The organism is Streptomyces venetus, assembly GCF_039540295.1.
Taxonomy (GTDB): domain Bacteria; phylum Actinomycetota; class Actinomycetes; order Streptomycetales; family Streptomycetaceae; genus Streptomyces; species Streptomyces venetus.
The window spans coordinates 316816-329505 of record NZ_BAABET010000001.1 but is presented as its reverse complement, the minus strand read 5'-3'; the positions used below and the strand labels follow the sequence as shown (position 1 = coordinate 329505).

Here is a 12690-nt window from a genome sequence, read left to right as displayed (position 1 = left end):
CTTCACAGCTGGATCTAGGAACGTGACCGACGCGGAACTTAATCTTCCCGCGTCATGGACTACTGCGACCCGTGCCGACGGCACCTCAACGGCGCGCTGGCCTGCCCCGGGTGCGGCACCTCAGCGGAATCGGTGCGCCGGCCCGCGTGGGAGTACGGGGCTGCGCCCGAAGGCGGCGAGAGTGTTCACGAGGGCCCGGGCGGTTCGGACGGGGCCGACGGTGAGCGCGAAGACGTCGGTGAGCGCGATGACGTCGGTGAGCGCGATGACGTCGGTGAGCCGCCGGGGCGGGCCGCTCGGCGGCGTGGCCGTGGAAGTGGGCACGGGGCGGTCGCCGATGGCCCGGGCGGCGGGTCGAGCCGGCGGGACCGGAAGGCCGCGGCACACCGCAGACGGCGGCGCCGGACCCTGTTCGTCGCGGCGGGGTTCGTGCTCGCGGCGGGTGGGCTGAGTCTGGCGGAGCTCGGTATGGACGCGCCGAGGTCGGCGCCGAAGCCGGCGGCTGCCGGGGACGAGTCGGCGGACGGTGACGCGTCGGCCGAGGCGGACGAGACGGGTCGGCCGAAGGGGGGCGACGCGTCGAGGTCCGCTTCTCCGGGGGTGTCTGACTCTCCGTCGGCTTCCGGGTCTCCGAAGCCTGAGAAGTCGGAGAAGGCGGAGGAGGCGGAGAAGGGGGAGGACGTCGAGCCGTCGAAGTCCCCCGAGTCGACCGTGGGGGACGCCGCGCCCGCTCGCCCTACCTCTGCCCCCACCTCGGCCCGGCCTGCCCCGGCCCCGACGCGGACGGCGGCTCCCGCGAGCCCGACCCCTGCGCCGGAGCCCACCCCGACGGAAAAGTGCAACCGCTTTCTGTGGTGGTGCACGTAGCGCGTGGGGTCGGGGCCGCGCCGGGGGGTGTCCGTCCTCGGAACGGCGCGACGCGGTCACCTACCGACTAACTGGCATCACACGCGCCGCCCACTGCGGGCGAACACCCCCCGACACGTCCCCTCACGCACGTACCCAGCTGCGGGCAGTCGTGCCCCTAGCTGCGGGCATGCGTGCCGCTAGGGGCGGCACGGGTGGGCGCAGCGGCACCTCGCTCCGCCGAGCTGCGCAACGCCCCGCCCCGGGCACGGACGCCGAGCACTTGGCACCGGTGCTGCGGGCATGCGTGCCGCTAGGTGCAGCGGCACCTCGTCGCGCCGGGTTGCGCAACGCCCCGCCCCGGGCACCGACGCCGAGCACCTCGCACCGGTGCTGCGGGCATGCGGGCCGCTAGGTGCAGCGGCGCCTCGTCGCGCCGGGTTGCGCAACGCCCCGCCCCGGGCACCAACGCCGAGTCCCGGAAGACACCGGCAGCGCCCGCAGGTCAGCCCAGCATCCCCCGCAACGCATCCCGCAATGCCACCCGCTCCCCCTCCGACAGCCCAGCCAGCGGCTCCCTGGCGAAGCGCAACGACTCCCGCAGACTCCGCGCCACCCCCCGCCCTTCCTCCGTCGCCACCGCCACCTTCACCCGTCGGTCCGCGGGATCGGACTGCCGCTCCACCAGCCCCCGCGCCTCCAGCCGGTCCACGATCCCGGTCACGTTCGACGGCTCGCACTTCAACCGCTGCGCGAGCCTCCGCATCGGCAGCGGCTCAAGGCACAGCAGGCTCAGCAGCCGGGCCTGCGCGCCGGTCAGCGCATGTTCCGCCGCCGCCTCCTCGTAGTCCTCGTGGAACCGCGCCACGACCTCCCCGATGAGCTCCACGACCTCCAGGGTCAGGGCATCGGGACGGTTGTTTCGGGGAGTCGGTGTGGTGGACGCCATGGGATCGAGGGTACCCGGTTATTTGACAGCCTGAAATTTTCAGGAGCATGGTTGTTTCAGTTGCTGAAACATTCGACACTGGCATCGAGCCACAGAGGACAGGCGCACCATGACCGACACCACCAGCCTCCCCGCCGTCAGCCGCGAATGGCACCTGGCGAGCCGTCCCGTCGGCTGGCCGAAGCCCGAGGACTTCGCCTTCGTCGAGACGGAGATCCCGCAGCCCGGTGAGGGCCAGGTCCTCGTGCGGAACAAGTACCTCTCCGTGGACCCGTACATGCGGGGCCGCATGAGCGACGCGAAGTCCTACATCGCCCCGTTCGAGCTCGGCAAGGTCATGCAGGGCGGTGCCGTCGGCGAGGTCGTGGCCTCCAACGCGGAGGGCCTGGCCGTCGGTGATCACGTACTGCACTTCCTCGGGTGGCGCGAGTACGCCGTCGTGTCCGCGAAGAACGCCGTGAAGGTGGACCCGGAGGCCGCGCCGCTGTCGACGTACCTCGGTGTGCTCGGCATGACGGGGCTGACCGCGTACGCCGGTCTGCTGCGCACCGCCTCCTTCAAGAAGGGCGACACCGTCTTCGTGTCCGGCGCCGCCGGCGCCGTGGGCGGTCAGGTCGGGCAGATAGCCCGGCTCAAGGGCGCCGCACGGGTCATCGGGTCCGCCGGGTCCGACGAGAAGGTGAGGCTGCTCGTCGACGAGTACGGCTTCGACGCCGCCTTCAACTACAAGGACGGGCCGGTGAGCGAGCAGCTGCGCGCCGCCGCCCCGGACGGGATCGACGTCTACTTCGACAATGTGGGTGGTGACCATCTGGAGGCCGCCATCGGGTCGCTCAACGAGGGTGGACGGATCGTCGTCTGCGGCATGATCTCGGTCTACAACAACACCGAGGCCGCCCCGGGCCCGAGGAACCTCTCGCGCCTCATCGCCACGCGCGGCCGTATCGAGGGCTTCCTGGTCGGGGACCACTACGACCTCCAGCCGGAGTTCGTGCGCGAGGTCGCCCCCTGGGTCGCCTCCGGTCAGCTCAAGTACCGGGAGACCGTCGTCGAGGGCATCGAGAACAACCTGGAGGCGTTCCTGGGCGTGCTGCGCGGGGACAACACCGGGAAGATGATCGTCAAGGTCTGACGCCTTCTGTTGGATTCCGGCATGCGATAAATTCTTTCCGAATCCGCTCGGCCCGGGCGCGAGCCGCGGCGGACGACAGACGGAACACAACCGCATGCCCATCCAGCAGTCCGACGTCCTGTACACCGCCGTCGCCACCGCCGAGGGCGGACGCGACGGAAGGGTCGCCACCGACGACGGCAAGCTCGAGGTCGTCGTCAGCCCGCCGAAGGAACTGGGCGGCAGCGGCGCCGGGACCAACCCGGAGCAGCTGTTCGCCGCCGGGTACAGCGCCTGCTTCCAGGGCGCTCTCGGTGTCGTCGCCCGTGAGGCGGGTGCCGACCTCACCGGATCGACGTTCCCCAAGCTCTCAACTTCGTTCGAGCAGGGGAGACCCCTATCGCGAAGGTCGGCCTCGGCAAGAACGGGGACGGGTTCGGGATCATCGTCGAGATCTCCGCCGACATCCCCGGGGTGGAGCCGGGGACCGCGCCGGCGCTGATCGAGAAGGCCCACCAGGTGTGCCCCTACTCGAAGGCGACCCGCGGGAACATCAGCGTGACGCCGGCCTGACGGTCGTCGTTGGCTACGTGGAGGCCGCACCCTTGGACGTGGGGTGCGGCCTCTACGCGCCGCCGGTCAGGCGGCCAGGGTCGCCTTGTGGATCGCCCGGGCCAGGCGGTCGTTCTCCGGGGCCGCGCCGCCGGGGAAGGCGAAACGGCGGCGGGTGTAGCCGTAGGCGAGGCCGCTCCACGGGTCCGCGAAGGCCTGCGAGCCGCTCGCGCCGCTGTGCCCGATCGTCCCGGCACCGAGGAACGGGTGCCACGTGTCAGCCGTCGTCTGGAACCCCAGGCCGAACGACTTGTGGGCACGTGCCACCAGGTCGTAGCCGACCGAGTGGAACTGGCCGAACTCCGCGACCGTGTCCGGCTTCAGCAGCGGTGCCTGCTGGCCCACCTCGCTGATCGCCGCCGCGTACATCCCGGCCAGCCCCCGCGCCGAGGCCACTCCGCCCACCGACGCCGGGCCCTTGGCCCGGACCAGCGGCATGTTCGGCAGTGCGGCGAGGTCGGTCGGTTCGGCCGCGTTGCGGTTGAAGGCGATCGAGGCGAGCGTGTGCGGTCCGTCCGGGGTCGCGTCGAGGACCGCCTGCTGTTCAGGGGTCGGGGCCATAGGCTGGGTGGGGCGGAAACGCGGTTCGTCGGATGCGGGCAGGCCGAGGTGGAGGTCCAGGCCGTACGGGGTCCTGACGCGCTCCTGGTAGACCTCCTGGAGCGTGCGGCCCGTGGCACGGCGTACGACCTCGCCCACCAGGGCTCCGCTGACCAGCGCGTGATAGCCGAACGCCGTGCCGGGACGCCAGAACGGGCGCTGGTCGGCGAGGCGTTCGGCGAGGTGCCGGTCGTCGGCCAGCTCGGCCAGGGTGAAGCCGGTGTCCGTGCCGACCACACCCGCCCGGTGCGCGAGCAGTTCGCGCAGGGTCAGGGCTCCCTTGCCCTCGGCCGCGAACTCCGGCCAGTAGTACGTCACCTTGCGGTCCAGTTCGAGCGTGCCGTCCTGGACCAGGAGGGCCACGACCAGGTAGGCGGCGCCCTTGGTGGACGAGAACACGCCATACAGGGCGTCCGCCTCGGTCCCCGCCCACAGGTCGACCACCTTCCGGCCATGGACGTAGGCGCACAGCTGGCCCTCGTAGTCAGGGCGTTCCCCGGCCACGAACGCGGCGAACTCCTCGCGTACCCCCTCGAAGCCGTCCGCCACGGTGCCGTGGATCTCCTGCGTCATCCGTTCTCCTTTGCTGAACCGCTGTGTGCCACTGTGAACAATGCCTCCGCCACCTGCGGGAATTCCCCCTTGGGGTGGTCCCGGAAGAGTGGTTCGGTGCCGAACAGGACCGTCCGGTCGCCGCTGACCACCGAGGCGTTGCCGGCCGCCGCGGCCGGGCCGCCGGTGCCGTCGCGGAGCGGGCGCCAGTGTCCGGAGACGAGCGGGTTTCCACTCGCGTACGACTGCTCCGCGCGGACGCCGGGGCCGAGGTCGGTGAACCAGACCGGGGCGTAGACGAAGGTGTGGGCGGGGGCGCCGCGCGTGACGCTGCCCGTGTTGCGGGTCCGTACGACGCCGTTGGCGTCCGGGTTGCCCTCGACCGGCTTGACGGCCAGCCGGTCCGTCGCCGCGTTGAGGGCCGCTCCGGTCGCACCCCGGCCCACGAGGCCGTGGCCGTCGAGGAAGGCGTCCAGAGCGCTGCGGGCGGCGGCGGTCAGGCCGGCCGGGTCCAGGTCGGCGGAGACCATCAGCACGTCCGTGCCGGACCAGTCGAAGCCCGCGTTCAGCACGGCCGTCGAGACCGGTGTGACCTCGAAGTCCATCTCCCGCAGCGCGAACAGCTCACCCGGTGTGACGGCCGCGGCGACCCGGAGGCGGTGCAGGGGCGCGCCGCCCGTGAGGCGGGTGGCCGTGAAGGAGACATCGTGGGTCCGGGCCGCGGTGAGCGCCTTGCCGCGTGCCGACGCCGGCACGATCGCGCTGCCGTCCGGTGCCCGGCGGACCGGGACGCCCTGCCGGAGGAGGGAGTTGAGGGCGGCGACCTCGCGCGGGTCGGTCAGACGCAGACGGAGGTCACCGTGCCCGGGGACATGAGCCACGGGGGCGGCTTCCGTCACCGGGCGCAGGGGCGCGCCCTTCAGGCTGCCCGACGGCACCTGCTCGACGGTGGCGCCCCACAGACGGCCCAGGCTCCAGCCCGAGATGTCGTACATCACCGACACCTTGCCGCTGATGTCCCGGCCGTCGGCCAGCAGCACGTTCGCCATGCCGCGCTTGGGCTGGTGCAGGTCGACGACGTAGGAACCCCGGGGGTACGTGCGTCCGGCCAGGCGGAAGGGCCGGGTGGCCCGGGTGACCCGGACGTCGTTGGCGAGGAGGTGGTCGACGAGGCGGGCGGCGGCCGGGGCGGAGCGCTGGGTGCGGGAGTCGCCGGGCGGGATGACGTACGCGCGCGGGAAGGTGGTCGTGTAGACGTCCTCCGGGCCGATGCCGGGGACGCCGGGGACCGTCCGCGGTGACACCGGCACCTGCGGGGCGCCCGTCGCCCCGCGCCGGAAGACCTCGATCTGGTCGGCGACGAGCGAGGCGCGGTGCTCACGGACGTGGTCCAGGGTCGCGCGGATCGCCGCGCCCGCCACGGCCGTGTTGACCGCCGAGCGGCGGCGCAGCTCCGGGACCGGGAGCTGGTCGTACTCCTCGTTGTTCACCGCCAGCGGGATCTCCACCGTGTGCGCGGCCACCGTGCCGTGGAAGGCCGCGTACTGCGGGGTGAAGATCGGCGGCCAGTCGTCCCAGCCCTCCTCCTGGTCGCGGAAGGGGATCTGGGCCGGTTCCACGCCGTCCTTCGCGGGTGTGTAGCCGAGGGCGTTGACGGCGGACTCCATGCCGAGGGCGTTGGCGTACGAGTTCTTCAGGAACAGGTCGTACTCGTAGTTCTCGCCGTGCGGGGGAGTGGTGGGCTCGATGAGGGTGCCGTTGACGTAGCCGTGCAGGTCGAGCAGGACGGCCGGCTGTGTGTCGAGTTCGATCCGCCGCATCGCCCGGGACTCGGGCTGGGAGGCGGTGACGAAGTCGCGGTTCAGGTCGAAGCCGTTCGCGTTGGCGCGGGTGCCGGCGATACGGCCGTCCGGGTTGGCCGTGATGTTGAAGTACAGGCGGCTGTGCGCCAGGAGGTCGCGGGTCTTCGCGTCCTTGGCCGTCGCGAGCTGCTCGATGATCTTCAGGGAGGCGTCCGTGCCCTCCCACTCGTTGCCGTGGATGTTGTTGTTGACGAAGACCGGCGTCTTGTACGCGCGCTTGATCTCGCGGGACTTCGCGGCGGTCGCGGGCGCGTTCTCGATCAGCTCGCGCATCCGGTCCTGGGCGCGTGCCTGACCGGTGGTCTCCGGGGCGGTGACGGTGACGAGGTAGAGCCGGTGGCCACCGGCCGAGCGGCCGGTCACCTCCACGCTCACACGGTCGCCGAGGCGTTGCAGGGCGTTCAGCTTCGGTGCGATCGCGTGGTACGGGGTCAGGCCGAGCTTCAGGGACTTGTCGCCGGGGTTCCCGGGGTCGGGGGAGAGGGGCTGCCTGCGGGGGTAGCCGCGGGCGGCCGTCCTGGTGGGAGTCTCCTCGGCGGCGGCCAGGGCCCGCCGGGCCGCGCTCGCGGGAGCCTCGGCCGCGCGGTCGTCCAGGGCGGAGCCCTCGCGGGTGACGGGTAACGGGTCGGCGCCTGCCGTGTCGGGGGCGAGCAGGAGCGAGCCCGCCGTGGCGAGGGCCAGGGCGGCGATCAGTGCAGGTCTCGCGGGAACGCTTCTCGTGGTGCGCACGCGTACCTCCTCCGGGGCTTCCTGAGATCGGTACGGCGAGGTGTACCGGTTCGACTCAACGGCAACAAGGCCGCGTTGGTGTCACCGGTGCCCCGGACGGCCCCTTCGGGGAGTGTTCCGGCCTGCCCCGATAGGGTTTTCCCATGCGCGATCTCGGGGTGGGTTTCCGGTACCTGCTGAAGGGCCAGCGGTGGGTGGCCCGGCACGGCAGGCAGTACGGCTTCGGGCTGCTCCCGGGCCTGATCACCCTCGTCCTGTACGCGGCGGCGCTCGTCGCACTGGCGTTGTGGGGCGAGGACGCGGTGGCCTGGGCGACACCGTTCGCCGACGACTGGTCGAGCCCGTGGCTCGGGCTCTTCCGGGGCTTCCTGACCGCCGTACTGTTCGCCCTCGCCCTGCTCCTCGCCGTCGTGACGTTCACCGCGGTGACGCTGCTGGTCGGGCAGCCCTTCTACGAGAACCTCTCCGAGAAGGTCGACCGGGACGTGTCCCCGGACGGGCACGCCCCCGAGTCGGGCCTGCCGCTCTGGCGCGAACTGTGGATCTCCGCCCGCGACAGCCTCCGGATCGTCGTCCGCGCCGCCCTGTGGGGCGTGCTGCTGTTCGCCTGCGGGTTCGTCCCGGTGGTGGGCCAGACGGTCGTCCCGGTGATCGGGTTCTTCGTCACCGGGTTCTTCCTCACCGAGGAACTGACCGCCGTCGCCCTCCAGCGCCGCGGCGTCGAACTGCGCACCCGCCTCACCCTGCTCCGTACCCGCAAGACCCTCGTCTGGGGCTTCGGCACCCCGCTGGCCGTGGCCTTCCTGGTGCCCTTCGTGGCGGTGTTCCTGATGCCGGGCGCGGTCGCGGGCGCCACCCTCATGGCGCGGGAGCTGCTGGGTGAGGAGATTCAGGAGGGTGGCGAGGAGGGCGACGGGGCCGTCACCGCTGCTCCGCAGCCACCTTCAGGATGGCCCGCACCTGGGCGATGATGTCCAGCCGGTTGCGCACGAACTCCGGGTCGGTGACCTCGGTGGTGTTCCCGGCGCCGAACTGGAGGACGGGCGTGTGCACATGCCCGCCCGGCAGGCGGTCGTGCAGTCCCAGCCGGTCCCGCAGCAGCGTCGCCCGGTAGGCGATCTCGTTGGAGAGGTAGTCACCGCCGCCGCCCGCCCTCGCGGTCGAGCCGGGGGTCGGCCCGTCGGGGCGGACGACGGGCTCGGTGCCGCCGGCCGGGATCTCGGTGACGCTCGTGTTGTCGTACACGGGGAAGCGGCCGGTGTCCGCGGCGACGATCGCGGCGTACGGCAGCGTGGTCGTCGTCCACTGCGGCTGCGAGGCCGGGTCGGTGACGGGCACGGTCTCGGTACGGCCGATGTTGTCGTTGTCCGCGAAGCCGCCCCGCCAGGCCCCGTTGGTCCGCTCCACGTCGAACCGCCCGACCCGGCCCTGGCTCACGGTCGTGAACAGGTCGACCTCCGGCAGGTACGGCCGCAGCGTGCGCTCGACCGTGCCGTCCGCGAAGTCCTGCCAGCGCACCGGGAACACGGCCGTCTCGATCCGGGCCGGGCCGTCCGCCGTCTCGATCACCGTGCCGTCGAGGGCGAGCGCGGTGGCGCCGGACGGGTTGGAGATGCGGATGTCCCGGTCCAGGGTGAACGGGTCGAAGCCGGTGACCAGGATCCGCTTGAGGCCTTTGGCGTGCGCGTAGTTGATGGCCGTCTGGCCGCGCGAGGTGCGCTCCAGCTCGTCCAGCAGCGCGGCCCGCTGCCCGTCGGTCAGGCCGAACCCCGGCTGCCAGGTGCGTACTTCACGCGTCATGCCGAGCCGGGCCCAGTACAGCGGCCGGTCGTCGTCCCGGCTGAGATCCCCGCCGGCCGGACCGCGCCCCTGCGCCCGGTCCACGGCCCGCTGCCACAGCCGCGCCCCTGCCCGCGCGATCGCCCGGCGGGCCTGCCCGTAGGACCGGGCCGTGTCGAGCTCCCGGGCCAACCCCGGTGCCACGGCGTCGAATCCGGAGCGGCGCAGGATCTCCTGCGGGACGGCCTTGCCGAGCCGCTGCTCCTCGACGGTGGGGGAGGGGGCCGCCTCGGCGGCGCTCGCGGTCGTGGGGGTGGTGAGGCCGGTCAGCAGGGCGAGGCCGAGGACGCCGAGGCGAACGCGTATGGAGTTCAAGGAGGTTCAGGCCTTCCGTCGCGGTGGGGGTGCTGCGAGGGCGTGGTGCCGGACGGCGGAAGTATCGCGTGACGGAGGTGATCTACGCCATGGGTGCTCAGCCGGCGCTCTCCCCGAGCAGGGTCAGGAAGTCCCGGAACGCGGACGCCATGTCGACCGACTCCGGGTCCAGCAGCCACTGGTACTGCAGCCCGTCCAGGACCGCCACGAGGAGGGGCGCCGCCCGTTCGGGGGTGAGGCCGCTCGGCAGGCGGTCGCCGTATTCGGCGCGCAGCACCTCGGCCATGCCGGCGCGGACCCCGACGTAGCGCTCGGTGAAGTAGGCGCCGGCCGGATGGTTTTCCGTGACGCTCTCGCCGAGCAGGGCCGAGAAGGTCTGGATGATGGCGGGCCGCATCGCGTTGTACTCGACCAGCGAGGCCAGCAGGTCGAGCCGCAGCCGCCCGGCGGGCATCGCGTCCCAGCGGTCCCGCTCCTGGAGCACCGCGACCAGCAGGGCCTCCTTCGTCGGGAAGTGGTGCAGCAGCCCCTGCTGGGTGAGCCCGACACGCTCCGCGACGGCGGCCAGGCTCGCTCCCCGGTAGCCGCGCTCGGCGATCACCTCCAGAGCCGCCCGCACGATCTCCGCGCGCCGCGCCTCGCTTCTGGTCCTGCCCGTCATGGCGTCACCGTACGACATGACGAACAGCTGATTGTTACGAGAAGATAACGAAACCTACCGCATTACAGGTGACGCGGGCACGATGTCGGCATCCAGCGACTCTCGACGCGGAGGTGGCGACATGGCGGAGACGCCGGCGCAGACAGCGGAGGCACGGCGTGAGGCGGCGGTCGAGGCGGCCCTCGGCAAGCTCGGCCTGGACGCCAAGGCACGGCTGCTGGCCGGGCGGGACATGTGGAGCCTGCCCGCGCTGCCGGAGGCCGGACTGGCCTCGCTGGTCATGTCCGACGGCCCGATCGGTGTCCGCGGGGTGCACTGGAGCGCCGACGACCCGTCCGTCGCCCTGCCCTCCCCGACCGCGCTCGCCGCCACCTGGGACCCGGGGCTCGCCCACCGGGCCGGTGTCCTGCTGGCCCAGGAGGCCCGCCGCAAGGGCGTCCACGTCCTGCTCGCCCCCACGGTCAACCTGCATCGCTCCCCGCTCGGCGGACGCCACTTCGAGGCCTACAGCGAGGACCCGTACCTGACCGGCCGGATCGGCACCGAGTACGTCCGGGGCGTCCAGTCCGGCGGCGTCGGCACCACCGTCAAGCACTTCGTCGCCAACGACGCCGAGACCGACCGCCTCACGGTGAACAACCTGCTGAGCGAACGCGCCCTGCGCGAGCTCTACCTGGCCCCCTTCGAGGCGATCGTCGAGAACGCCCACCCCTGGGGCATCATGACCGCCTACAACACGGTCAACGGCACGACGATGACCGAGCACCACCACCTGGTCAACGAGGTCCTGCGCGGCGAATGGGGCTTCGACGGGATCAACGTCTCCGACTGGACCGCCGCCCGCTCCACCACCGGCGCCCTCTCCGGCGGCCTCGACATCGCCATGCCCGGTCCGCGGACCGTCTACGGCGAGGCCCTCGCCCGGGCCGTGCGCGACGGCGAGGCCGACGAGGCGCTGGTCGACGAGGCCGTCCGCCGCGTCCTGCGCCTCGCCGCCCGGGTCGGCGTCCTGGACGGTGCCGAACCGGTCGTCACCGAACCGCCCGCGCCCGTCGACGGCGAGTCGCTCGCCCGCGAGATCGCCCGCCGCTCCTTCGTCCTCGTCCGCAACGAGAACGGCGCGCTGCCGCTGAAGCCCGGCAGGGTCGCGCTGATCGGCGCCGCCGCCCGTGACGCCCGCGTCCTCGGCGGCGGCTCCGCCACCGTCTTCCCCGCCCGGACCGTCTCCCCGCTCGACGGCCTCACCGCCGCGCTGCCCGACGGCAGCCTCACGTACGCCCTCGGCGCCGACCCGAACACCGAACTCCCCGTCGCCGACCAGGGCTTCGAGCTGCGCGCCGTCTGCCGCGACAGCCACGGCACGGTCATCGGCTCCCGCTCGGCCCCCAGCGGCCGGCTCCAGTGGATGGGCGACGACCTCCCCGAGGGAGTCACCCACGACACCCTGCACAGTGTCGAACTGACCGGCACCTTCACCCCGCGCGAGACCGGCACCCACACCCTCGGCATCAAGGGCCTCGGCCCCTTCAGGCTCACCGTCGCCGGTACCACCCACTTCGACGACGTCCAGCGCCCCGCCGAGGACGGCGACCCCTTCGCGGCCTTCTTCGGCGCCCCGGTGCCCCGCGCCCGGGTCGACCTCACCGCGGGCGAACCGGTCGAGGTCTCCCTCACCTACACGGTCCCGCCGCCCAGCGGCCACCCGATGCACGCCATCGGCTTCACCCTCGCCCACCAGGACCCGCAGCGCGACCCCGACGAACTGATCGCCGAGGCCGCCGAGGCCGCCCGCGCCGCCGACACGGCCGTCGTCGTGGTCGCCACCACCGACCGCGTGGAGTCGGAGGGCTTCGACCGCCGGGACCTGCGCCTCCCCGGCCGCCAGGACGACCTGGTCCACGCCGTCGCCGCCGCCAACCCCAATACGGTCGTGGTCGTCAACGCCGGCTCCCCGGTGGAGATGCCGTGGCGCGACGACGTCGCCGCCGTGCTCCTCACCTGGTTCCCGGGCCAGGAGGGCGGCGCGGCCCTCGCGGACGTGCTCACCGGCGCCCACGAGCCCGGCGGCCGACTGCCCACCACCTGGGGCTCCCTGGCCGACGCCCCGGTCACCCGGGTCGTCCCCGAGAACGGCGAACTCCCCTACGACGAGGGCGTCTTCATCGGCTACCGCGCCTGGGAGAAGCAGGGCCGCACCCCCGCCTACCCCTTCGGCCACGGCCTCGGCTACACCGACTGGACCTACGAGTCGGTCGAGGTCGACGCCACCGCCGAAGGCACCACGGCGAAGGTCCGCCTCCGAAACACCGGCGACCGCCCGGGCCGCGAGACCGTCCAGCTCTACCTCGCCCCCGGCGAGACCGACCCCACCCGCCCGGCCCGTTGGCTGGCCGGCTTCGCGGGCGTCGAGGCGGGCCCCGGCGAGAGCGTCGAGGCGACCGTCCCACTGCCGCGCCGCGCCTTCGAGATCTGGGACGAGGCGACCATGTCGTGGTCGTTTGTGAAGGGTTCGTACGAGATCCAGGTGGCGCGCTCGATCACGGACCGCAGGATCACCGCGACGATTAACGTCTGATCCGGGACGACATCCCCACGAGCAGCCCCGGTCCGGGAC

At 72.6% G+C, this 12690-nt stretch carries 9 protein-coding genes and 1 pseudogene; 5 read left to right on the top strand and 5 right to left on the bottom strand.

Translation table 11 applies throughout. The features are described from left to right. Window positions 1-54 precede the first annotated feature (54 nt). A complete protein-coding gene (locus tag ABEA82_RS38620; RefSeq protein WP_425588464.1) occupies window positions 55-867 on the top strand; it encodes an SCO2400 family protein in 813 nt (270 codons plus the stop codon). Window positions 868-1351: 484 nt separating this feature from the next. On the opposite strand, the gene ABEA82_RS01450 is transcribed toward ABEA82_RS38620, so the two are convergent. Next, window positions 1352-1795 carry a MarR family winged helix-turn-helix transcriptional regulator gene (locus ABEA82_RS01450; protein WP_345659470.1) on the bottom strand — a complete coding sequence of 148 codons (444 nt, stop codon included), beginning with the start codon at window positions 1793-1795 and terminating at the stop codon, window positions 1352-1354. A gap of 109 nt (window positions 1796-1904) precedes the next feature. On the opposite strand from ABEA82_RS01450, the gene ABEA82_RS01445 reads away from it, so the two are divergent. Together ABEA82_RS01445 and ABEA82_RS01440 are read left to right on the top strand one after the other, a co-directional pair. Continuing rightward, window positions 1905-2927, top strand: a complete 1023-nt coding sequence (locus ABEA82_RS01445; RefSeq protein WP_345659469.1) for an NADP-dependent oxidoreductase — start codon at window positions 1905-1907, stop codon at window positions 2925-2927. A gap of 94 nt (window positions 2928-3021) precedes the next feature. Continuing rightward, window positions 3022-3479: pseudogene (locus tag ABEA82_RS01440) on the top strand (organic hydroperoxide resistance protein). A gap of 66 nt (window positions 3480-3545) precedes the next feature. Here the strand turns inward: ABEA82_RS01440 and ABEA82_RS01435 are convergent. After that, complete coding sequence (locus tag ABEA82_RS01435) at window positions 3546-4691, bottom strand: serine hydrolase domain-containing protein (RefSeq protein ID WP_345659468.1); 1146 nt, start codon at window positions 4689-4691, stop codon at window positions 3546-3548. Next, window positions 4688-7261 (bottom strand): M14 family zinc carboxypeptidase, encoded by a 2574-nt coding sequence (locus tag ABEA82_RS01430; RefSeq protein ID WP_345659467.1) that lies wholly within the window; start codon window positions 7259-7261, stop codon window positions 4688-4690. The genes ABEA82_RS01435 and ABEA82_RS01430 overlap by 4 nt, the downstream gene beginning before the upstream one ends. 143 nt (window positions 7262-7404) lie before the next feature. Between ABEA82_RS01430 and ABEA82_RS01425 the strand changes: the two genes are divergently transcribed. After that, on the top strand, window positions 7405-8232 hold the full coding sequence (locus tag ABEA82_RS01425; RefSeq protein ID WP_345659466.1) for an EI24 domain-containing protein: 828 nt from the start codon (window positions 7405-7407) through the stop codon (window positions 8230-8232). Here ABEA82_RS01425 and ABEA82_RS01420 read toward each other — a convergent pair. Then, window positions 8183-9415 (bottom strand): pyroglutamyl-peptidase I, encoded by a 1233-nt coding sequence (locus ABEA82_RS01420; protein ID WP_345659465.1) that lies wholly within the window; start codon window positions 9413-9415, stop codon window positions 8183-8185. The two genes, ABEA82_RS01425 and ABEA82_RS01420, sit on opposite strands and share 50 nt — an antisense overlap. Before the next feature lie 97 nt (window positions 9416-9512). Then, window positions 9513-10094, bottom strand: coding sequence for a TetR/AcrR family transcriptional regulator (locus tag ABEA82_RS01415; RefSeq protein WP_345659464.1), 582 nt, complete (start codon window positions 10092-10094; stop codon window positions 9513-9515). Between the two features lie 103 nt (window positions 10095-10197). Between ABEA82_RS01415 and ABEA82_RS01410 the strand changes: the two genes are divergently transcribed. Then, on the top strand, window positions 10198-12651 hold the full coding sequence (locus tag ABEA82_RS01410) for a beta-glucosidase H (RefSeq protein WP_345659463.1): 2454 nt from the start codon (window positions 10198-10200) through the stop codon (window positions 12649-12651). The last annotated feature ends 39 nt before the right edge of the window (window positions 12652-12690 follow it).

Bases quoted from the DNA above. Each gene is read 5' to 3' on its own strand.
- ABEA82_RS01415 (WP_345659464.1), bottom strand. From the start codon at position 10,094: ATGTCGTACGGTGACGCCATGACGGGCAGGACCAGAAGCGAGGCGCGG.
- ABEA82_RS01435 (WP_345659468.1), bottom strand. From the start codon at position 4,691: ATGACGCAGGAGATCCACGGCACCGTGGCGGACGGCTTCGAGGGGGTA.
- ABEA82_RS01410 (WP_345659463.1), top strand. From the start codon at position 10,198: ATGGCGGAGACGCCGGCGCAGACAGCGGAGGCACGGCGTGAGGCGGCG.
- ABEA82_RS38620 (WP_425588464.1), top strand. From the start codon at position 55: ATGGACTACTGCGACCCGTGCCGACGGCACCTCAACGGCGCGCTGGCC.
- ABEA82_RS01425 (WP_345659466.1), top strand. From the start codon at position 7,405: ATGCGCGATCTCGGGGTGGGTTTCCGGTACCTGCTGAAGGGCCAGCGG.
- ABEA82_RS01445 (WP_345659469.1), top strand. From the start codon at position 1,905: ATGACCGACACCACCAGCCTCCCCGCCGTCAGCCGCGAATGGCACCTG.
- ABEA82_RS01450 (WP_345659470.1), bottom strand. From the start codon at position 1,795: ATGGCGTCCACCACACCGACTCCCCGAAACAACCGTCCCGATGCCCTG.